18 protein-coding genes and 1 pseudogene are annotated in these 20408 nt (G+C 67.4%); 7 read left to right on the top strand and 12 right to left on the bottom strand.

Annotation, left to right across the window (positions count from 1 at the left end; genetic code table 11):
* Positions 1 to 35 precede the first annotated feature (35 nt).
* The 3 genes from IPG50_01760 (at position 36) to IPG50_01750 (ending at position 3880) form a co-directional block, all read left to right on the top strand.
* The gene (locus IPG50_01760) at positions 36 to 1283 is read left to right on the top strand and encodes a zf-HC2 domain-containing protein (GenBank protein ID MBK6690928.1); all 1248 of its coding nucleotides are present in this window, start codon (positions 36 to 38) and stop codon (positions 1281 to 1283) included.
* The gene (locus IPG50_01755; GenBank protein MBK6690927.1) at positions 1283 to 1900 is read left to right on the top strand and encodes a hypothetical protein; all 618 of its coding nucleotides are present in this window, start codon (positions 1283 to 1285) and stop codon (positions 1898 to 1900) included. The genes IPG50_01760 and IPG50_01755 overlap by 1 nt, the downstream gene beginning before the upstream one ends.
* Before the next feature lie 231 nt (positions 1901 to 2131).
* Positions 2132 to 3880 carry a hypothetical protein gene (locus tag IPG50_01750; protein ID MBK6690926.1) on the top strand — a complete coding sequence of 583 codons (1749 nt, stop codon included), beginning with the start codon at positions 2132 to 2134 and terminating at the stop codon, positions 3878 to 3880.
* 90 nt (positions 3881 to 3970) lie between these two features.
* Here IPG50_01750 and IPG50_01745 read toward each other — a convergent pair whose 3' ends face one another.
* Positions 3971 to 6811, bottom strand: coding sequence for a glycosyltransferase family 39 protein (locus IPG50_01745; protein ID MBK6690925.1), 2841 nt, complete (start codon positions 6809 to 6811; stop codon positions 3971 to 3973).
* A 223-nt stretch (positions 6812 to 7034) separates the two neighbouring features.
* On the opposite strand from IPG50_01745, the gene era reads away from it, so the two are divergent.
* From era to IPG50_01730, 3 genes are all read left to right on the top strand, one after another.
* A complete protein-coding gene (gene era / locus IPG50_01740; protein ID MBK6690924.1) occupies positions 7035 to 7970 on the top strand; it encodes a GTPase Era in 936 nt (311 codons plus the stop codon).
* Positions 7967 to 9382: a ribosome biogenesis GTPase Der gene (gene der, locus IPG50_01735; GenBank protein ID MBK6690923.1), complete on the top strand. Its 1416-nt coding sequence runs from the start codon at positions 7967 to 7969 to the stop codon at positions 9380 to 9382. The genes era and der overlap by 4 nt, the downstream gene beginning before the upstream one ends.
* Before the next feature lie 86 nt (positions 9383 to 9468).
* Positions 9469 to 10179 (top strand): RNA methyltransferase, encoded by a 711-nt coding sequence (locus tag IPG50_01730; protein ID MBK6690922.1) that lies wholly within the window; start codon positions 9469 to 9471, stop codon positions 10177 to 10179.
* Between the two features lie 25 nt (positions 10180 to 10204).
* On the opposite strand, the gene IPG50_01725 is transcribed toward IPG50_01730, so the two are convergent.
* The 7 genes and pseudogenes from IPG50_01725 to IPG50_01695 form a co-directional block, all read right to left on the bottom strand.
* Entirely contained in the window at positions 10205 to 11314 is a 1110-nt protein-coding gene (locus IPG50_01725) for an AAA family ATPase (protein MBK6690921.1), read from the bottom strand.
* Positions 11315 to 11435: 121 nt separating this feature from the next.
* Positions 11436 to 12911: a replicative DNA helicase gene (gene dnaB, locus IPG50_01720; GenBank protein MBK6690920.1), complete on the bottom strand. Its 1476-nt coding sequence runs from the start codon at positions 12909 to 12911 to the stop codon at positions 11436 to 11438.
* Between the two features lie 108 nt (positions 12912 to 13019).
* A complete protein-coding gene (locus tag IPG50_01715) occupies positions 13020 to 13463 on the bottom strand; it encodes a 50S ribosomal protein L9 (GenBank protein MBK6690919.1) in 444 nt (147 codons plus the stop codon).
* Positions 13464 to 13485: 22 nt separating this feature from the next.
* Complete coding sequence (locus IPG50_01710; GenBank protein MBK6690918.1) at positions 13486 to 13794, bottom strand: 30S ribosomal protein S18; 309 nt, start codon at positions 13792 to 13794, stop codon at positions 13486 to 13488.
* 3 nt (positions 13795 to 13797) lie between these two features.
* Positions 13798 to 14370 (bottom strand): 30S ribosomal protein S6, encoded by a 573-nt coding sequence (gene rpsF / locus IPG50_01705; GenBank protein MBK6690917.1) that lies wholly within the window; start codon positions 14368 to 14370, stop codon positions 13798 to 13800.
* 153 nt (positions 14371 to 14523) lie between these two features.
* Positions 14524 to 15079, bottom strand: a pseudogene (locus tag IPG50_01700) (aminoacyl-tRNA hydrolase).
* Positions 15080 to 15088: 9 nt separating this feature from the next.
* Complete coding sequence (locus IPG50_01695; protein MBK6690916.1) at positions 15089 to 15796, bottom strand: 50S ribosomal protein L25; 708 nt, start codon at positions 15794 to 15796, stop codon at positions 15089 to 15091.
* A gap of 151 nt (positions 15797 to 15947) precedes the next feature.
* Between IPG50_01695 and IPG50_01690 the strand changes: the two genes are divergently transcribed.
* Positions 15948 to 16280: a hypothetical protein gene (locus IPG50_01690; GenBank protein ID MBK6690915.1), complete on the top strand. Its 333-nt coding sequence runs from the start codon at positions 15948 to 15950 to the stop codon at positions 16278 to 16280.
* Positions 16281 to 16283: 3 nt separating this feature from the next.
* Here IPG50_01690 and IPG50_01685 read toward each other — a convergent pair whose 3' ends face one another.
* From IPG50_01685 to IPG50_01670, 4 genes are all read right to left on the bottom strand, one after another.
* Entirely contained in the window at positions 16284 to 17228 is a 945-nt protein-coding gene (locus IPG50_01685) for a ribose-phosphate pyrophosphokinase (protein ID MBK6690914.1), read from the bottom strand.
* 75 nt (positions 17229 to 17303) lie between these two features.
* Entirely contained in the window at positions 17304 to 18116 is an 813-nt protein-coding gene (locus IPG50_01680; protein MBK6690913.1) for a uridine kinase, read from the bottom strand.
* On the bottom strand, positions 18109 to 19011 hold the full coding sequence (locus IPG50_01675) for a uridine kinase (protein MBK6690912.1): 903 nt from the start codon (positions 19009 to 19011) through the stop codon (positions 18109 to 18111). Before IPG50_01675 ends, IPG50_01680 begins: the two co-directional genes overlap by 8 nt.
* Positions 19008 to 20351 (bottom strand): hypothetical protein, encoded by a 1344-nt coding sequence (locus tag IPG50_01670; GenBank protein MBK6690911.1) that lies wholly within the window; start codon positions 20349 to 20351, stop codon positions 19008 to 19010. The genes IPG50_01675 and IPG50_01670 overlap by 4 nt, the downstream gene beginning before the upstream one ends.
* Positions 20352 to 20408: the final 57 nt, after the last annotated feature.

Here is a 20408-nt window from a genome sequence, read left to right as displayed (position 1 = left end):
CCAACACCCCTGACCCACACGCCGAAGCCCCGACCATGGATTGCGAGAAGTTCCAAGATGCGCTGATGGACGAGCTCTACGGAGAGCTCGACGAAGTCACCAGCGCCGCTCTGCGACGGCACGCCAGCGCGTGTTCGCGGTGCGCGGAACAGCTCGCGACGCTTCGTGCGACTCGCAACTCCGCCGTCGCCGCGCTAGCGCCCTTTGAGGCGCCGCCGGGGCTCGAAGCTCGCATCCTCGAGGCCGCGCGGGAGGCGCGCAAGGTCGTTCCGATTCATCGCGCAGGCTTCGTGTCGATGGCGGGCCGCTGGGCGATGCGCCCGCAGACGGCGATGGCGGCGGTCTTCCTCCTCATGATCGGGTCGAGCGTGGTTTTCATGAAGGGGGGTAGCTCGTCGATGAGCGCGGTTACGGTGACGGAGCAGGGCGCACCAGCCGCCGCCGAGGGCCTGCTCGATTCGCGCGAGAGCTTGAAGAAGGAGCGCGATTCGAAGGGCGCGTCCGTCGCCCATGGGCCGCAGCCACCCCCTTCGCCGCTTGCGTCGGCGACAGCGCTCCCCGTCGCGGCCGCAACCGCGCCGGCAGCGCCACCGCCAGCGGCGGTGGCCGCCGCTCCAGCCGACGCCGTCGCGAAGGGGCGCGCCGACAACGAGCTTGCGCTCAACGCGGAACCGCGGGTCGTCGGAAAAAAGACTGCCGAATGGTCCGCCCTTGCCGACGACGAAGCTCGCGGCGGGCCCGGCGCGGCCCGGGGCCCGGCCCGGGCTCCGTCGCCCGCTGCGGCTGCCGCGCCGGCGAGCCCCGCCAAGGCCGGCGCCGTGGGCCGCGCGAGCGCGGGCAGCGGCGGGTCCTCGTCAGAAGGCTTCGCCGATGCGATGGCCGCGTACCGAGGCCAGCGTTACGGTGACGCGGCGCGCCTCTTCGACGCGATGGCCGCTCAAGGGGACGGCACAGCGGCGTTGTGGGCGGCGCGCAGCGAACGCGAAGGTTCCGGGTGTTCCGCCGCGGTGGCCCGCTTTGATCGCGTCGCGACCGCTAGCTACGGCACCAGCGCCGGGTACGACGCGACCTTCGAGGCGGGACGCTGCTATCGACAGCTCGGATCGTTCGAAGCAGCACGCAACCGCTTCGCAAGGCTCCTCACGGTGCCGTCGCATGCGCCGCGGGCGCAGATGGAGCTCGACGCCATGAGCCCGCCGCGGGCGAGGCAGGCGCCGGCGGCGACCAAGCCCGCAGACCCGCCGCCGGCGACAGCGCCGATTCAAGTGGAACAGGCAAACTGATGGCGACGGAGGCCGCGAAGAGCGCGCTGGCTCGTTGGGCCGAGCACGACAGGCAGTGCGCGTGGCTGCCCAGCGACTCGCTGGTCATCGACCAGGCGGAGCCGCTGCGTCAGCTCCTTGCGGAGCGATTCGTCGCCGCCGGAGCCGGTCAAAGCGAGGGGGAGCGGGACCTCTACCATGCGTGCCTCCGCTACGGCCGGGCGCTGGCCGAGCTCGATGCGTCCCCTACCCTCGCCGCCGGCGCTCTTGAAGGAATCCTAGGCGCGCGAGACGTGAGCGCGACCGTTGCGAGCGGTGCACGGGCCGCGCTCCTGGAAGGCTACGTTCGCAGCAACCGCGAGCGCATCGAGAGCGCATGCTTCGACGCGTTCGAGGCGCCTCGCTGTTTCACCCTCATCGACACGGGGGTCGCGGCGATGGCGACGTCGCACCCCTCGACCGACATCGAGCTCCTCGGCCCGTGGGCGGGCCGCGTGGCCGGCGCTCTGCTCGCTCGCGGCGTTCGTCGGGTCATCCTGGGTGGAGGCGGCGACGGCGCCGCCACCGCGCCGCTCCAACGCGAGCTGGCGGCCGTGGGAATCGATTGGAGTTTCGAAAAGCCTCGGCGCAACGCGTAACGCGAGCACCACTCGCGTGCCTGCGAACGAACGAGGACCGATCCGATCTCGACGAGAGACCCTCGCGAAGGCCCGTCTCGCCTACCCGGGCCGTTCTTCGATAGGTCGATTCAATGGATCTCCTCCGGAGCGCGCTCCGTCGGCGCTGCGCGGTTCGGTGCCGCCGCTCGAACCCCGGCGCGCGGTTCCTTGCGGTCGCGCCCGGAAGTCGCGCTATAACCTTGTCCGACGATGCGTCGCGCGGCCCAAGTCCTCTCCGTTGGAGCGATCGCCGCGCTTTTGCCGTGGGGCTGCACCGTCAGCGGCGACGCCGCCGTTGTCGTCCTCCCAACGGTCGTCTTTCCCCGCGGCATCTTGGACCAGGTGACGAGGCTCTCTTTGTCGGTCGCCGACAGCGCGTCGGGTGTGACGTGCGATCCCGACCTGGGCCTCACGACGGGTGATCTGAGCCAGCCCGTCCTGGCGCAAGATCTCGCGTCCGAGGGGTGCGCCTCGGGGGTGCGGTTCTGCGGTGAGCTCCAAGTGCGCCGCGCTCAAAACCCTTACGTCTTTGCGGCGCGGGCCGAAGACGGCGCGGGCAAGCTCCTCGCCGCCGGGTGCTCCAGCGCAACGATCGACGACGCGCGGGTGGACCTCACGATTCAGATGCGGCGCTTCCTGGAGCCAGCGATTTGCGGCAACGGAAAGCTCGAACCCACAGAGCTATGCGACCCGCCGGGCAAACCTGACACTTCCGTTTGCGATGCGTCATGCAAGACCCTGGACGTGCTCCTCTCGGGTGGCAAGGGCACGCCAGGGACGACCGCCGATGGCAAGGCCGGTGACAAGGAACGCCCCATCGCCGTATGGCCAGCGGCAGCTGACAAGGCCGGGAAGTTTCTCGCGCTCTTCACCGACAAGACCCCCGCGACGCGGGAGATCACGATGCGCGTGCGGGGTGACGCCTTCGGCCGCTATGGCAGCCAAGGCGCCGACGTCGCCGACTTCTCGTTCTTCATGCCCCATACGCCCGGCGCGGCGTTTCCGCCGGCTGAGCAGCCGGCGAATCAGTCGGCACCGGCCGCCGTCGCCGTGGGGGAGCGAACGTGGATCGCGTTCGAAGACGACACCGACGGCAACATCGACATTCGGCTGCGATCCATTGACAGCACGCTCACCGCCGAACAGCCGACCGCGGCGCTCCGTGTCAACGGCGTTGGGACATCGGGCGAGAGCGGCGATCAGTCCCTTCCCGCCATCGCGGTGAACTCGCAGGGCATCCTCTTCGTCGCGTGGCAAGACGACCGTGATGGCTCGATCCAAGGGCGCACGTACAACCCCAGCGATGGCACGCGGGGCGCGACGCGGCTCCTCAGCACATCGGGCACGGCGAACAAACTCGTTCGGGTCGTGGGACGAGGGACCGGCTTCGTCGCGACCTGGGAGAGCGGGACCGACGCGAAGTTCGCGCAGCTAAGCCCCGACGGGACGCCGACGGCAGAACAAAAGCTCAACGGCGCGGCTCGCACCGGCCCAGTCTCTCATCCCGACATTGCGGCGCTGCCTGACGGCCGCTTCGCCATCGTCTTCAGCGACCGCGGTGACATCTTCGTGCAGCGCTTTGGCGCAGACGCGAAGGCCGTCTCCGGTGACCAGGACGCGCGCGTCAACGCCGTGGCCGTTGATGGTGATCAGTATGCGCCGGCCGTCGCGGCGCTCCCCGCGTCGGCGGGCTTTGCGCTCGCGTGGATCGACGGAGCGAGCGGCGACGTCCGCGCCGCCTACTTGGGCCCGAGCACGGGGTTCCTGTTCAACCCCGTCGACGCCCAGGGCGCCGAGTTTGTTGCGAGCGCCACGCCGGGACGGCGGCGGGCCAATCCGGCCATCGCCGTGGGCGGGGTTCCGCCCTCATCGTTTGTGGCAGTCGTGTGGGAAGACACGACGGCCGACGCCAAAGCCGGCATCTACGGAAGGCGCCTTCCGACGAGCGGCGGCCTGTAGCGCGACGCGCCGGTGCGCTCACGCGAGCGGCGACGCGTTGGGCGAGTGAGTGCGCCGAGGGGTCGGCGAACCCCGCGACTGAGCCGGAAGCTACTGGACCCGAAGGGAGCCGCCGAGGACGCGGTTGTCGCCGTCGCTCGGGCCGCTCTTCACCTTCATGCGACTCTCTCCGAGGAAGAGGCCCATGTAGATGGTGTAGTTGCCGGGCGAGAAGTTTGGCTCGAGCTGGAACTCGTGAATGTCTACGAGGATGTCGTCCTTGAGCCACTGACCGAAGGGGTATTTGCCCTGCATGATCTTGTGGTCGCCGTTGTGGCGTCGCTGGAAGCCGTCGATGTGAATGAAGGCTTCCCATTCGCTGGTCACTGGCCCAAGGCACCGGTAGTACGTCTTGATCTGGTACTTCCGCCCCGGTGAGACGACGTCGACGAGGCGGCCGTTGGCGTCGAGGAGGTCGATGCCGATGACCTCAAGTTTGTCGTCGAGGTTTGTGCCGAGCGGCCGCTGCGGCTTCGGCGCCGTCGCGAGGACGACCTTATCGAGGGGGCTCTGGCTCTTCTCGCTTCCGACAAGGCGAGAGGTGGCCAGGATGATCTGGCTGGAGCGTCCATCGAGGACGGGGACGTTGGCGTGGAGACGCTCGCGGTAGACCTTGTTGAGCCGGCCGAGCTCGTCGGCTCGCATCGCGAGGTAGCGCCGCTCGCCGCCTTCCGCGCCAACGAGCCACTCGAAGGCGCGCGGCGCATCCGAGAACGAAGGCGGCTGCCCTCCTGCGTAATACGCAGCGGTGCGACTGCCGACCCCGAAGAGCCCAAGGGGCTCGCCGCTCTTTCGAACCAGCGTGTAGCTCTCGAACACCTCCTTCGGAGAAAGCTGGTTGGCGAGCGCCGGGTAGTAATAGCCGCTGATCGCAGCGGCCACGCCACCTCCGAGGATGACCATGCCGGCTGCGCGGCTGCCGCGCACCAGCTCACCCATGGCCCCGAGGACCAAGAACGCCCCGATGCCGGAAGGAAACGCGAGCGCGAGTGCGATGGCGGGCTTGGTCCCCTGGAGGAAGAGGCCCGCGCCGACGGCGGCAGGCAACGCGAGGACCATGAGGGGGAAGAGCACGACGGCGTAGATGACTCGCAGCTCCTTGTCGGTCTCGTTCTTGAGGCGGGCGAAGAGCTCCTCGAAGGGCTCGAAGCCGCGGGTGAACGAGCCCCACGAGGGCGGCTTTGAACGGTCGAAGGCCCACACCCAAACGTCTGCGACGAAGAGGAGGCCGAAGACCACAGCAAAAGGAGCGAGCGCCGCGATCCACCAGGCGTTCAGCAGGTACTCGCTGACTTGCTTCGGGAAGACCGGGATCCACTTGAGCTTGGTCCGCGCGCCCAGGAAGACGAGGAGTCCCGCCAAAGAGGCGCCGGCAACGAGTGCAAAATACACAAGCGACAAGAGCCCGTCCCACGCCTCGCGGAGGGCCCGTAGGACCTTCAGGTACATGGCCGCGTCAAACGGGGTGCGCTTGCCGGACCGCTCGCCCCAGGTGACCAAGGTCACGGCGGCAAAGCCCATGAGGAGGATGGCCCACAGGACCACCGAGGTGTTCTTGAAGCTCTCCGGGAAGGTCGTGGTCGTCGTGACGCCAAAGACTTGGAACGCCTTGTCGGGCAGGTGCTTGAAGTCGTGGCGAAAGAGAAACAGAAGGAGGAACGTGCCCACGCCCACGGCGATGGACGAGTGGGCGCCCCGCTCATAGTCGCGGAGCGCGATGCCGCAAGCGGCGGCGGCGAGCGCCGGCCCCGCGAACGCCGTTGCGTCGACCTTGCCGACGACGAAGCCTTGCGTGACGAAGACGACGGCGAAGGCGATGAGGAGCGACGCGCGAACCGCCGTGCCCTTCGTGGTCGTGCCCTTAGGCGCGAAGAAGAGGCGACCAAAGGCGAAGGCCGCGAAGGCGCTCCACGGTGCCATCGCGTGGGCGACCTGGCCGAGCATGAAGTCGTGCGTCGGGAACTTCCCGCCGTTGCGAATCATGCCCCCCAAGACCGTGCTCATGTTCAGTCGGTCGGGATGGTCGAGCGCTCCGTACACCGTCGGCATGGTCGCGATGGCGAGCACCAACGACAGCCCCCCGACAGCGTGGCCAAAGGCGTCGAGACCTTGGCCGCTGCCGCGGAGCGAACTCACGACCAGCGCGTAGAGGAGGCCCGCGGAAAGCAGCGGCGCCGTGACGCCGAGCGCCAGCCCTCGTGAATAGTAGCCCGCGGCGAGGCCAGCGAGGGCCACCGCCAAGAAGCCAAGGCGGGGCAGCGCTCCGCGCCGGTCAAGGCCCTCAAGGGTCGCCGTGACGAGCCCCAGGAACGACATGGCTACGGCAGACATGATCACGATGTCGCCGATCATCGTCCGCGCCTGAACTGTGTAGAGCGGCGTCGTGGCGAGGACCACGGCGGCGTAAACGCCGGCGCGGCGGTCGATGAGTCGCGCCAGCGACGCGTACACGGCGCCGATGCCCGCGAGCGCCCAGATGCCAAGCGGCAAGCGGCCAGCCCACTCGTGAAGCCCAAAGAGCTTGAAGCCCAGCGCGATCGACGTGAAAGGCAGCTCAGGTTTGCCGAGATCGTTCAAGTGCGGGAGCGAGTTGTCGGTGCCGCTTAGCGCCAGGTTTGACGCTCCGTAGAGGTTGACCGCCAGGCGACGCGCCATGTCAGCGACGTTGAGCTCCGGCGGGTCCCAAAGGCCCGCGCGCGAGAGCGGCGGCAACAGGAGAATGATGACCGCGGGAACGAGCAGCGCGAGGGCCGCCGCGAGCATCGGCGGAATGTCGCCGTCGGTCGCCGCCCTCGACGGCGGCGTCGAAGTGCGGGCGGGCTCGAGCGGCGTCGCTTCTTCCGCGGGCGCCGTGACCGGCTGTTCGTTGGTGGTCGGTTGCGTCGTCATCATGGCGCTCGTGACAGTGAAGAGCCGGCGAGCTTTTCACAAGGAAGGGCGGTGGAATTGAGGCGTGTCGGCGATAGACTTCGGGCGCCGGGGACCTTAATCGCAACGCCCGTAAGGGTAAAGGCCACTAACACGCCCTTCCGTCGACCCGATCGCGCGCCCCTCGAGCGGCACGGGTCGGCCGATTTTCCCCGTGCGCCCAGCGAAATGGCGTATGTGGCGGGCCATGGCCTCGCGTCGGTCGCCCAGCCCGCCGCCTGCGGCGTCACGCGCCGGACGCGTAGCCCTCGTCGGTCGCCCGAACGTCGGCAAGAGCACCCTCCTGAACGGACTCGTCGGTGAACACCTCGCCATCGTAAGCCACCACCCGCAAACGACGCGGGAGCGGGTCGCGGGCGTGGTCAACGACGGACCGCTGCAGATGGTCCTCGTCGACACCCCCGGGCAACACACGGCGAAGAACCGCCTCGGGCAGCGCATGAACCAAGAGGTCGCCGACGCCATGGCGGGCGCCGATGTCATCGTCCTCGTGAGCGACGTCACTGAAACGCCGACGCCGACGCTCCCGGCTCTGGACGCCGCGATCGCCGCCTCGGCGCCTCCCGGCAAGCCCGTGATCTTGGTGGTAAGCAAGATCGACCGCGTGAAGATCAAGGGCGATCTGCTGCCGGTCCTGGCGGGGCGCGCCGCGGCCTTTCCCTTCGCCGCCGTCGTTCCCCTGTCGGCGAAAAAGCGCGACGGCCTCGAGCGACTCAAGCAGGAAATCGCGAGCCGACTGCCGGATGGCGAAAAACTCCTCGACGAAGAGGCCATCAGCGACCGGCCAAGCCGGTTCTTCGTGCGCGAGTACGTGCGCGAACAGGTCCTTCGGCGCACCCGGCAAGAAGTTCCGCACGGCGTTGCCGTCACCATCGATCGCTGGGAGGAGAGCCCGAAGTTGACGCGCATCGACGTGACGGTTCACGTCGACAAGGAGAGTCACAAGAAGATCGTTCTCGGTGAACGAGGGCTCCTGATGAAGGATATCGGCACACGCGCGCGCGAACGCGCAGAGGCGTTGCTTGGGCAAAAGATCATGTTGAAGATTTGGGTTCGTGTGACGCCACGCTGGTACGAGTCCGACAAGCTCCTCGCCGAGTTCGGCTACGGAGACGAGGGATGACGAAGCACCGAACGAAACGCGGGATGGGACCCCGCGCGCTCCCCGGTGGCTCGAAGGGCATGCCCATCGTGGCTGTCGTGGGGCGACCCAACGTAGGCAAATCGACGCTCTTCAATCGGCTCGCCCGCAGGCGTCTGGCCATCGTGCACGACGAGCCCGGCGTGACGCGTGATCGCCACTACGCCGACACGATGGCGTTTGGCCGCGCCTACACCCTCGTCGACACCGGCGGCTTCGACCCCGAGGACGACGACCCCATGCGCGCGGGCATCGCGCGCCACGTGCGGGAAGCCATCGCCGAAGCCGACGTCGTCGTCTTCGTGACCGACGCCACCACGGAGTTGACCACCGGCGACCGCGCCGCCGTCGACCTGCTGCGAAAGGCGAAGAAGCCAGTCTTCTTTTGCGCGAACAAAGCCGACCGCCCCGGCCTCGACGCGGAGGCTTTCGGGCTTTACCGGCTCGGCGTCGAGAAGGTGCACCCCGTCAGCGCGCTCCACGGGCGTGGCGTTGGCGAGCTCGAGGCCGACATCGTCGAGGCCCTTCCCGATGAGTCGCCCGCCGAGTCGCCGCACGCCGATGCCACGCGCATCGCCATCATCGGCAAACCGAACGCTGGGAAGTCGAGCCTTCTCAACCGTCTGCTCGGTGAGAACCGGATGCTCGTCGACGATAAGCCGGGCACGACGCGCGACGCCATCGATACGTACGTGGAGCGAGATGGCAAGGGTTACGTCTTCGTCGACACCGCGGGGATTCGCCGCAAGGGCAAAGTCCACAAGGCCAACGACGACATCGAGGCGATGAGCGTCTATCAAGCTATCCGCGCCATCGAACGCTGCGAAGTCGCGGTGCTCCTCTGCGACGCCAACGACGGCGTGTCTGAGCAAGATGCCAAGATCCTCGGGCTCGCGGAGGAGCGCGGCCGCGCCATGGTCGTCGCCCTCAACAAGAGCGATCTGCTGACGAAGCCTCAGCTATCCACGGCTGAGACCGACGCGCGCGACAAACTTACCTTCGCGCCCTACGTCCCCGTGGTGCGCATCAGCGCCAAGACCGGGCGCGGCGTGGGCGAGCTGCTCGGCACCGTCGCCACCGTTCGCAAGGCGTTCGGCGAGCGGGTGTCCACGGGCGAACTGAACCGCTTCTTCGCCGAGGTCATCGAGACACGCTCTCCGCCGACCAGCGGCGGCAAGGCGCCGCGCCTCTATTTCATTACGCAGGCGGAGTCGTCGCCGCCGATGTTCGTCGTCATCGCGAGTCATCCTGATTCGGTTCACTTTTCCTACCGGCGCTACGTGACCAACCAGTTGCGGCAGCGCTTCGGCTTCGAAGGCGTCCCCATTCGCGTCGTGTACAAAGAGAAGCGACGCGGACGGAAGGAGCCGACAGAAGGCGAAGGCACCGACTGAGCTCGCGCGATCGGCAGAGAGGTGACGCGGGTCGTCGCCGCGGCGTTGCCGCACCGCAGCCTCCGGCTCCGGGCGCCGATGAGGTCGTGTTCGGCCATCGCGCGGTCTTGGCGGCCATCGCCGCTCGTCCCGGCGATCTTCGACGGGTGCTTTGCACCGCGGCGGTGCGACGGGAGGCGGAGGCGGCGCTGCGTGCGGCGCCGGCTCGCGTGCAGTGCGAAGTGCTGGAGGACGGGGCGCTCATCCGTGCCTGCGGCTCACCGCAGGCGGAGGGGCTGTGCGCCTTCATGGCGCCCCGTCGCTTTGCATCGGCCGTTGACCTCGCCGATCGGCTCGTTTCGCGGGGCGGCGTGGCCATCGCCTTCGACCGGGTCCGTAATCCGTACAACATCGGCGCGATCTTGCGCACCGCCGCGTTCTTCGGGCTCCATGGCGCGGTGCTCGGCGCGCCGGCACCTCACCCCGCGCTGCCGCCCGACGCCGTTCGCGTGGCCGAGGGAGGCGCAGAGCACTTGATGCTGACGCGAACCACGGATCTGGCGGACACGCTCACTCGGTTTCGCTCCCGAGGGATCACGGTCTTGGGCGCCGAGAGCGAAGACGCGGAGCCGGCTCTCGGAAGGCGCTACCCGCGGCCGGTCGTTCTCGTCGTGGGACACGAGCGCGAAGGCGTCAGCGAGCGCGTGCGCGCCAGCTGCGACGGAGTGGTCGGTCTTGTGGGCGCCGGCGCCGTTCGCTCGCTCAACGTGGCCGTCGCCGCGAGCATCCTCATCGCCGAACTCACGCGGAAGACGTGAGCGCTAAGTTGGGGCGCGCGGACTTCTAGACGCCGCCGCCCACGAGCAAGGCGGCCACGTCGCCAAGCAGACGAATGTCGCGAACGTCCGACGCGAACTCCGGGATCCGCACCACGGGCACGCGCGAGCCGGCCGCCGTCGCCAGCCGCTCCACGTGAACAGCGTCGAGGCGCGCGAGCCTCGTGTGGTCCTTGTGGGCCTGCGCGAGCCGCTCTTCGGCGCCCTCGTCGAGTATCACCGACCGCGTCGCGAGCCCGGCGGCCAGCGCCTCGCGCTCGGCGCCATCGGGATGCCTCGATGGCACGCGGAGCCGATTCACGATGAACGCTCCCCGCGTCATGCGCGACGCCTCGAGCCGCTCCGAAAAGTAGAGCGCCTCACGTACGCTCATTGGGGCCGGCGAGGTCACGAGCACGAAGACCACGTCGCTCCCACGGAGCTCCCTCTGAACGACGACGGCGCGCTCGCGGAAGCCACCGAAGAGCTCGTTCAGCTCGGAGATGAGGCCCGCCATGTCCTCGAGGAGACCTCCGCCGGTGATCTTGCCCATGGTGCGGAGCGCCATGGCGGCGGACTTCGCGAGAATGTTGAACGAGAGCTTGCCCGTCGACTGAAACGCGTCGACGAACCAGCGCATGGCGGCCGAATCGAGGGCGCCCATCATGCGCTCCGGCGCGTCGAGGAAGTCGAGGGCGTTAGCCGTCGGCGGCGTGTCGAGGACGATGAGGTCGTAGCGGGCGTCGCCCTTGACCATCACGAGCTTCTCCATCGCCATGTACTCCTGCGTGCCGGCGAGGGACGTCGAGACGTACTGGTAGAGGCGGTTCTGGAGGAGGCGCTGCGCCTTTTCAGGGCTCGACGAGTGCCTTTGCACGAGCTCGTCGAAGGTGCGCTTCGTGTCGAGCATCATCACCGTGAGGCTGCCCTTGTGGGCCACGCCGGCGCGGCGAAACCGTTCTTCGTCGACGGTGACGGCCTCCGTCTTCATCGCGTCCAAGCCGAGACTCTCGGCGAGCCGCTTTGCGGGGTCGATGGTGAGGCAAAGGACGCGCTTGCCGGCGGAGGCCGCGGCGACGGCGAGCGCGGCCGCGGTCGTCGTCTTGCCAACGCCGCCGGCGCCGACCACGACGACCACGCGGTGGTTGGAGAGGAGCGGCTCGACGGGTCCAAGAGCAGGCACGACGGGGAGCGTATAGCACTGAACTCCGCAATCGCGGCCGCTCGTGGCGCCTTGGGCGGCGGGACTCGGTTCCGCCCTAGCCGGGCTCCTCGTCGGGGTATTCACCTTCCGCCAGGTTGTCGAAGCGGGTGTACTCGCTGTCGAAGCGGACCTTGACGGTGCCCGTGGGACCGTTGCGCTGCTTCGCGATGATGAGCTCCGCGATCTTGCGCTCGGTCGTGGCTTCCTTGTTGTAGTACTCGTCGCGGTAGATAAAGACGATGTTGTCGGCGTCTTGCTCGATGGCGCCAGACTCGCGAAGGTCGGAGATCTGCGGTCGCTTGGACTTCTCACTCCGGGTCTCGACGGCGCGATTGAGCTGCGAGAGGGCGATGACGGCGACGCGAAGCTCCTTCGCGAGGCCCTTCAGTCCTCGCGAGATCTCACTGATCTCTTGTTCGCGGGACTGTGCGCCGTCGCGGCCCTTCATGAGCTGCAAGTAGTCGACGACGACGAGGCCGATCTTGCGCGTCTTGCGCCCCTCTGCGTCGGTCCGGTCGAACTCGGCCTGAAGGCGCCGAACCTTGGAGCGAAGCTCGAGCAGTGAGAGCGACGGCGTGTCGTCGATCCAAACCGGCAGGCTCCCCAAGAATGACGCCGCTTGCGTGAGGCGGTTCCAGTCTTGCTGACCGAGGAAGCCGCTTCGGACCTTGGAGACATCGACGCGGCCTTCGGCGCACACCATACGATTCGCAAGCTGCTCTCGGGGCATTTCGAGGGAGAACACCGCCACGCCGTAGCCCGGCTCCTCCCAGCGCTGGTTTGGGTCTCCCTCTACCTGCCGGCCTCGCGGGCTCGCCACGTTGACCGCGAGGTTGAGTACGAAGCTCGTCTTTCCCATGCCGGGACGCGCCGCGACGATGCTCAGGTCACCCTCGTGGAGGCCCGCCGTGAGGCGGTCGTAGCGTTCGAAGCCCGTCGGCATGCCCGTGATGCGGTTGCCTCGTTGCATCGCCTCCGTGAGGGCACGGAAGGACTTCTTCATGACGCTGAGGAGCGGCTCGACGCTGCTCGACTCGCTGGTGCGCGCGATCTGGTAGACGGTCTGCTCGGCGTTGTCGATGAACGACTGGGCCTCGCCGTAGTCGATGTACCCGAGGGCCGCGACCCGCTGGCAGGCGGCGATGAGCTGCCTGACGCGCCACTTCTCGTGGATGGTCTTTGCGTAGGCCGTGATGTTCGCCACCGCCGGCGCCGCGTTCAGAATCTCGGTCAGGTACGCCATCCCGCCGATCTGCGCGATGCGCTCGCGGTTCTTGAGCCAGGTCGCGATCTGAACGATGTCGACGGGCTGCCCCACGGCGTGGAGCTCGGCGGCGGCTTCGTAGATGCGACGATGGGCCTCCGAGTAGTAGTGCTCCGCCTTGAGAAATTCCTGGACCCGGTCGAGGGAGCCGGGGTCGATCATGATGGCCGAGAGGACGGCGGCCTCCGCGTCGAGATCGTGCGGCGGCACACGGCCGTCGACGATCGGCGGCCCCGGATCCTCACGTTTCGCCCAGGGTCTCTGCATCTTTTCCACAGGTTGTCCCTCGGAACGAAGAACGCCCGCGCCGATGGACTCGGAGCGGGCGCTCGAAACGTCGCGCTACCCTGAGGAAGCGCGGCGGCCACACGGTGCTTACTTGCGGACGACCTCGACCTTCAAGGTGGCCGTCACGTCGGCGACGAGACGCACCGGCACTTCGAAGGTACCGAGCGCGCGGATCGGCTCCTTCAAGACGATCTTCTTCTTGTCGACGGTGATCCCCTTGGCGGTGATGGCGTCGTGGATCTCTTTGCTCGTGACGGAGCCGAAGAGCTTGTCGTCTTCGCCGACCTTGTGCGCGATCTTGATCTCGAGGGCGGAAAGCTTGTCGGCAATGCCGCGAGCCTCCTTCTTCGCCTTCTCGGAGCGGACGAGCGCTACGGCCTTCTCGTGGTTGACGCGGTTGATCTCCGCCGTCGTGGCGGGCGATGCGAGCTTCCGCGGCAACAGGAAGTTGCGCGCGAAGCCGGGACGAACCTTGACGAGCTCGCCGGAGGTTCCGACGTTCGTCACATCCTCTTGCAGGATGACTTGAATCGTTGCGGGCATGGCTGACTCCTCAGGACGTCACGGTGAAGGGAAGGAGCGCGATGTTGCGGGCGCGCTTGATGGCCTGCGTGACCTTGCGCTGGTGCAGGGCGCAGTTGCCGCTGATGCGACGGGGAACGACCTTGCCGCGATCCGTCACGAAGTACTTGAGGGCTTGCGGATCCTTGTAGTCAATGAAGGTGATCTTGTCCGCGCAGTACTTGCAGACGCGCTTCTTGCCCGCGCGCCGACGTCCCGAGACGTCTGCGTTCAGGTCTGGCGTGCGGCCAAAGTCTTTGTCGTCGTCGAAGGCGCTCGGCCCGGTGCTCTGATTTCGCATGGCTCAGCCCTCCTTCTCGCCGTCTTTGGCTTCGGCTTTGACTTCAACCTTGTCCTCGGCGCGAGCGATGGTGCTCTCCGGGGCTTCCTCTTCGTCGACAAACTCGTCTTCGCCGCGGGGCTCGCGCATGGAGCGCGGGGCGCCTTCGCCGAAGTCGACGAGACCGAGTTGACGCTCGCGCGACTCTTCCTTCTCGTCTTCTGCCGCCTCGATGCGGGTGTACTTCACTTCTTCCGGATCGACGGTGACGGCCGAGGCGTTGACGTCCTCGGCGAGGACCACGGTCTGGAACTTCAAGACGCTGTCCTGAAGCTTGAGGTTGCGCTCGAGCTCTTGCACGAGGCCGCCCTTGCCGACGTATTTCACGTAGACGTAGACGCCCTTGCGGAGCTTCTTGACCGGGTACGCGAGCTTGCGTCGGCCCCAGGACTCGACCTTGACGAGCTTGCCGTTCTCGCGAGCGACGACCTCGTTCACGCGGGTCTGGACGCGTTCGGCGGTGTCGGGATCGACGTCGCCGCGGAGTACGTAGATGGTCTCGTACTCCTTCGTTTTCAGGATTTGTGTGGTGCTCATGAATGTTCCCTATGGACATGAGGCCCTCGGGGGTCCGAGAGCAGGGATCGCCTCCAACGGAAGCGAGGGGCACGGCTTCTAGCACGGAAGGTGCTGAGATCAAAGGGTCAGACGCGCCACCTGCTCCCCAGGCACGCTGGCGCGGTCGGGCGGCTATGAGCCGCTGTTTAGCCGGTTCATGGCTGTCGCCACGCCGCCTTCCGCGATGGCTTCAACCATTTCGGCCGCGCGTGAGACGAGCCCACCCAGCCTGGCTCGTTCGCTGGCGTCGAAGGCTGAGAGGACGAAGGCGGCTACGTCACCACGGAAGTCAGGGGGCGGGCGCCCCACGCCGAAGCGGATGCGCACGAAGTCGGCGCCGAGGCGCGCGATGATGCTCCGGAGCCCGTTGTGGCCGGCGTGTCCCCCACCCTGCTTGATCCGCAGCGTGCCGAACGGTAGGTCGAGCTCGTCGTGGACGACGACGACGTCCGAGACGGCGCGCTTGTAGAAACGCGGCGCAGGGCTGCACGGCGTCGCCCGAGGCGTTCATGAACGTCATGGGCTTGAGCAGCGAGAAGCGGTCACCCTTCGCAAACGCGCCCGAGAATTTCTCACGAAACTCGGGCGCGTTCGCGCGTCGGCGCAGGTCGTCGATGACCATGAAGCCGACGTTGTGACGGTGCTGCTCGTATTTCGGGCCAGGATTGCCCAACCCAACAACGAGCATGACGCGTGACTACTTCTTCTTGGCGTCCTTCGCGGGTGCGGCAGCGGCGGGAGCCTTCGCGTCCTTCGCGCCGGCAGCGGCGGCGGGAGCAGCTCCAGCAGCAGCGGCGGCGGCGCCGGGGGCGGCCGCGGCCTCTTCTTCGGCCGAGCGATCCTTCTCGGGCGTGACCACAGCGACGAGCGTCAGCTCCGGGGAGAGGAGCGCGACGACCCCTTCGGCGAGCTTGAGGTCCTTCGTTGCGATGTGCTCACCGAGCTCGAGGTGGCTCACGTCGCACTCGATCTTGAGGGGGATCTTGTCGGGCACGCAGCGGAGCGGCACCGAGCGGAAGACCTGGCGGAGGAGCCCGCCCTTGGCGACGCCAGCGGCCTTGCCCGTCGTGAAGAGCGGAACGCGCACGTCGACCGGCTCATCGAGCTTCACCTGGACGAAGTCCACGTGCTCGAGCGAGCGCTTTACCGGGTGGTGGGTGAAATCGCGAACCATGACGAGGAGGTCCTTGTGACCCTCGAGGTCCATCTTGATGACGGTGTTCTTGCCGCGCTCGCTCATGAGGATCGCCGTGACCTCTTTCGGGTGGACCGAGATGGCGGTGGCAGCGAGCCCCTTGCCGTAGGTGATGGCGGGCACTTGTCCGGCGGCGCGGAGGCGGCGCGCCTCGCTCTTTCCGGAGGCTTTGCGGGGGGTTGCCTTGAGGTTTGCGATGGCCGTGCTCATGATCTCTCCTGGCCGCCGGTGCGGGGTTCTGCGGCTGCCGGTGCGCGCACGACGCGTGCGGACATCGAAGTGCCGTTCCCAACGACGGGTCGCCGGACATAGCAGAACGGCTCTTCTCCGCCAAGCGGTCCTGCTCGCGTATGCTTCCGAGATGACCGGCGCGGGACAGTTCGTGACGCTTACCCTCTTTTGGCCCGAGTCTTTTGCTGCGGCGATGCGCGAGCAGTCGGCCCGCCTGGGCCGAAGCCCCGGGGGCATCGTGGAGGACGCGTGGCGTCTCGCCGCTGGCGCCCTCGCCGCGGAAGACGACACGCAAACGATGGACGAGGGGCGTCCGCAACCTCATGTCGTCGAACTCGACGCAACGGTCTTCGGCGCGATTCAGGCGCGCGCTGAGCAGGAGCGTTGCAGCTTCTCCTGGATCATCCAGCGGACGCTCCAGGTCGCCTGGCCCAAGGTCGTCGCGCTGCCGCCCCGGCCCTGACCTTCAGACGAACAGGCTGCTGACCGAGTCCGAGCTGTGGATGCGCTTGATGGCCTCGCCGAGGAGCCGCGCAATGCCTACCTGCTTGATCTTGCCGCAGGCTTTGGCGGCATCGCTCAGCGGAATCGTGTCCGTGACAACGACCTCGTCGAGCGCTGACTCGACGATGCGCGCGATGGCCGGCCCCGACAAGACGCCGTGCGTCGCGCACGCGACCACGCGCTTCGCACCGCGATCGCGGAGCGCCTGGGCGGCTCCGCAGAGCGTCCCCGCCGTGTCGATCATGTCGTCGATGATGATGCAGTCGCGACCTTTGACGTCGCCGATGAGGTTCATGACCTCGCTGACGTTGGCCCGCTCACGACGCTTGTCGACGATGGCGAGGCTGGCGTTCAAGCGCTTCGAATAGGCGCGCGCGCGCTCGACGCCGCCGGCATCGGGCGACACGCACACGGCCGACGAGTCGAAGCTCTTCTTGAGGTAGTCCTCGAGCATCACCGGCATGGCGTAAAGGTGGTCGAAGGGGATGTTGAAGAAGCCTTGAATCTGCCCCGCGTGGAGATCGACGCTGACGACGCGGGTGACGCCGGCGGCTTGCATGAGATCGGCGACGAGCTTCGCCGTGATGGGCGTGCGCGGCGCCACCTTGCGGTCCTGGCGACCGTAGCCGTAGTAGGGCATCACGGCCGTGATCGAGCCCGCCGACGCGCGGCGAAGCGCGTCGACCATGATGAGCAGCTCCATCACGTTGTCGTTGACGGGGCTCGCCGTGGGCTGAATCACGAAGGCGTCGACGCCGCGGACGTTCTCACCGAGCTCGACGAACGACTCGCCGTCGGAGAACCGCGTCGTCTTGGCGCGGCCGAGGGGTGTCTCTAGATAGTCTGCGATCGCGGTGGCGAGTGAGGGGTTGGCGTTGCCGGAGAAGAGGCAGACCTTCTTGAACACGGCGCGGGCTTAGCGCTCGCGTTTGGGGGTGTCAACGCAGCGCCTCGATCTTGTGACCGAGGCGCCACATCGCGCCTATTTCGTGATGAGTGTTCCGACGTCTTCGCCGGCCAACGCACGCGTGATCATCCCGCGCTTGAGGCCGTTGATGATTTGTAGCTCGGTGCAATAGCGAGCACGCTGAAGGTATTCGATGACGACGCGCTCGAGGATGAGGTCGTCGAGGTTACGCGCCAAAAGCTCCGCCGCCGTGATCCTCGGGATGTGGGTCGCGTGCTTGTTCTTCTTCGGGTCGTCGGTGTAGAGGCCGTCTTCGTCCTTAATGAAGATGGCGCGCTTGGCACCGAGCACCTCGGCCGAGAGGAACACGCCAGCGTCGGTGCGGTGTTGCGGAATGCGGCCGCCTTCGGCGGGCTTCTCCCAATAGCCAAAGGGAGGCATGCCCGTCATGATGGGAATGCATCCCAAGCGGAAGTAGAGCGGCAGCTTCTCGAAGTCGTCGTGCAGCATGAAGAGGCCGCCGTGTTTCGCGAGGAGCATCTGCAGCATGCGCGCGTTCTGCCGTGGAACGTAGCCGCCGAGCGCGGCTAACACGCCGGTCGGAAGCTCCAGGTCGGAGCCAACGGCGTAGATGTGCCGCGCGCGCGTTCCGCCGCCCGTGCAGAGCAGGAGCTTGTATTGATCCTTGGCCGCGACCAGTTCGTCGAGGATCGGGAAGACCGCCTCGCGACCCCGGTCCATGATCGACTGCCCGCCGATCTTGCAGACCCTGACGTCGGGCATGAACGTGACGGGTTCGTAGGCGACGCTGCCGCCGGCGGTCATGGTGGTGCCCGACAGCGTGCTCTCGATGACGCGGCGGCTCGGCGCCTCAATGCGGTCAACCATGGTGCATCTCCTTCGTGATGACGGTGCCGACGTCTTCGCCCGCGAGAGCGGCCGCGATTTCGCCGCGGCGTAGGCCGTTGACGATCTGGACGCGGCGCACGTGCCGCGCCGACTTCCAGGCCATAAAGAGCTGCCGATCAAGGATCAGATCGGCGTCGTGGGCGCCCGGCTGAAGCGCCGGGTGCGTCTCGAGCAGCTCGTCGAGCGTGGCCTTCCTGATGAGCTTTGCGCCGGGATGCTTCTTGGGATCCTTGTCGTAGAGCCCGTCTTCGTCCTTTACGAAGACGATGCGATGCATGCCCATGACCTCGGCGTGAATGAAGAGCCCGAAGTCCGAGCCGTGCGTAGGCAACGGGCCGTCCTCCGGCGGCGGCTCCCAGAAGTGATAGGGCGGAATCGAGATGACGATGGGGAGCATGTGGCTCTCCAGGTAGAGCGGCAGCTCCCAGAAGTGCTCGCGCTGCATCACAATCGAGCCGCTCTTCGCGAGGAGCGCGTTTAGGAAGATCGCGTTCGCTTCCTCCATGGCCCCGACGAGTTGGGCGATGCCCCCGGTCGGCAGACCGAGGTCGAGCGCCATGGCGACGGTATGCCGCACGCGGGTGCCACCGCCGACGCCGATCACCATCTTGTGCTTCGAGCGCACCTCCGCGAGCTGTTCCGCGACGGGCAGGAGCGCCTCCTTGCCACGGTCGAAGATCGAGTGCCCGCCGATGCCGACGAGCGTGACGTCGGGCAAGATCTCAAACTCGCGCTCAGAGTTCGTCTTGGCAATGACGCGACGGTCGACGAGGGACTCGCGCATGAGCGACGACTGGATGTGCGTGCGGCCGTCGCCCTTGACGAGCTCGGAGGCCTTGCTGGGGTGAGGACCTGGGTTTGACTCTTTGATCATGCACTTTCCTTGATGTCGGAGGCCTTGATGTCAGGGGACTTGAACTCGGGAACTGTGAGGGGAGGAGCTGCGACGGTGTTGGGCGTGGGGGGCCCAGCGCCGACGGCGGCTTCAGGCTTGTTGGGTAAGAGGAGCAACAAAAGCGCGCGGCTGACGTAGCCCGAGATAGCGCCAAAGGTCGTGTGAATGGCGAGGCCGGGGAGGAGGAACGCAAAGGCAATGGCCGGCGGCTGAACGAGGAGGGTGACCGAGAAGATCGTCGCGAACCGCGCCGCGCCGGCGGCGGCGCCGACCGCTGCGAGGGTCCATCGCCCCGGGTCTCTGCCGGTAACCATCGCGCGGGTGACGAGGAGCGGCACGAGTGCGTCACAAACGAGACCCGGCGTGATGTGTTTGAGGATCTCGAAGACACCGTACTTTCCGTCGCCGAGGAGGAAGGCCGCGACGCCCATGGTGAGCCCGGTCCACGTCGCGCCCAGCCGGGACTTTGTGAGCGGCACGGCGGCGACGTAGAGCGGCGTCAGAAGCACGAGCTTGTGCCCCGGCGCAAAGGGCACGTTGGGAAGGATCTTCAGCGCCTTGATGCCGAGCATCGTGAGCGCGATGCCGGCGACGATGGCGACATCGCGGCTCGCTCCCGAGGCTTCGCCGTGAGCGCTCGCGCGAGCGATGTGCCGGTCGATGCGGGCCTTGATGGGACCGACGTCTCCTTTGGCGATCCGCTTTGCGGCGGCGAGAATGCCCTCGCCGGGTGGTGAGCTACTCTCGGCCTCTGCACGCCGTCGACGGCCACCACCGCCACCACCGCCACCACCGCCACCACCGCCACCACCACCACCACCCCCACCACCACCACCGCCGCCGCCGCCGCCGCGCTCGTCGACGTCACCGCCGAGCAGCGCCAGCACCGCGTCGAGGGACGCGGCGAAAGCCTTCGGTGCGCCGAGCCGCGCAAGGCCCAGCGCGATGGCTCGCGGATCGCCGGCGCGGGCCACTTGCGACGCAAGCACCAATGCGACAACGCGCAGCAGCATCGCCAAGCCCGTGGCTAAGCCGCTCAAGTTGATGGCCACTCGGAATCCGAGCGCGGAGACCTGACTCCAGCGGTCGAGCGCTGGGTCCTCCGCCGTGAGCGCGTACGAGACGAGGATCAGCGCGGCGAAACCCCAGAGCTTGGTGAACTGCCGTAGGAGGCGCCGCGCGCCGAGTCCAACGAGCAGCCAGCAGGCGGCGAGCGCGAGCGCGATGGCGCCAAGGAGAGGGAGGCTCTTGGCCGCAAACGCTGCCCCGGCCACGCCGAGGAGGAAGAGCACTCGGAGCCGCGCGTCGAGCCGTGCCACGCGTCGAGAATACGCCCCGCGACGCGCCCGTCGTGGGGTGACCCGGTGAGGTCACAA

The organism is Myxococcales bacterium (assembly GCA_016703425.1).
Taxonomy (GTDB): Bacteria; Myxococcota_A; Polyangia; order Polyangiales; family Polyangiaceae; genus JADJCA01.
The sequence above is the reverse complement of the archived record's forward strand: the minus strand, read 5'-3'. Positions and strand labels throughout refer to the sequence as shown.

Excerpts from the sequence above, each read along its gene's own strand:
- IPG50_01695 (MBK6690916.1), bottom strand. The coding sequence starts at position 15,796 with ATGAGCACGGCCATCGCAAACCTCAAGGCAACCCCCCGCAAAGCCTCC.
- era (MBK6690924.1), top strand. The coding sequence starts at position 7,035 with ATGGCCTCGCGTCGGTCGCCCAGCCCGCCGCCTGCGGCGTCACGCGCC.
- IPG50_01760 (MBK6690928.1), top strand. The coding sequence starts at position 36 with ATGGATTGCGAGAAGTTCCAAGATGCGCTGATGGACGAGCTCTACGGA.
- der (MBK6690923.1), top strand. The coding sequence starts at position 7,967 with ATGACGAAGCACCGAACGAAACGCGGGATGGGACCCCGCGCGCTCCCC.
- IPG50_01710 (MBK6690918.1), bottom strand. The coding sequence starts at position 13,794 with ATGCGAAATCAGAGCACCGGGCCGAGCGCCTTCGACGACGACAAAGAC.
- IPG50_01745 (MBK6690925.1), bottom strand. The coding sequence starts at position 6,811 with ATGATGACGACGCAACCGACCACCAACGAACAGCCGGTCACGGCGCCC.
- IPG50_01690 (MBK6690915.1), top strand. The coding sequence starts at position 15,948 with ATGACCGGCGCGGGACAGTTCGTGACGCTTACCCTCTTTTGGCCCGAG.
- dnaB (MBK6690920.1), bottom strand. The coding sequence starts at position 12,911 with ATGCAGAGACCCTGGGCGAAACGTGAGGATCCGGGGCCGCCGATCGTC.
- IPG50_01755 (MBK6690927.1), top strand. The coding sequence starts at position 1,283 with ATGGCGACGGAGGCCGCGAAGAGCGCGCTGGCTCGTTGGGCCGAGCAC.
- IPG50_01680 (MBK6690913.1), bottom strand. The coding sequence starts at position 18,116 with ATGGTTGACCGCATTGAGGCGCCGAGCCGCCGCGTCATCGAGAGCACG.
- rpsF (MBK6690917.1), bottom strand. The coding sequence starts at position 14,370 with ATGAGCACCACACAAATCCTGAAAACGAAGGAGTACGAGACCATCTAC.
- IPG50_01750 (MBK6690926.1), top strand. The coding sequence starts at position 2,132 with ATGCGTCGCGCGGCCCAAGTCCTCTCCGTTGGAGCGATCGCCGCGCTT.
- IPG50_01675 (MBK6690912.1), bottom strand. The coding sequence starts at position 19,011 with ATGATCAAAGAGTCAAACCCAGGTCCTCACCCCAGCAAGGCCTCCGAG.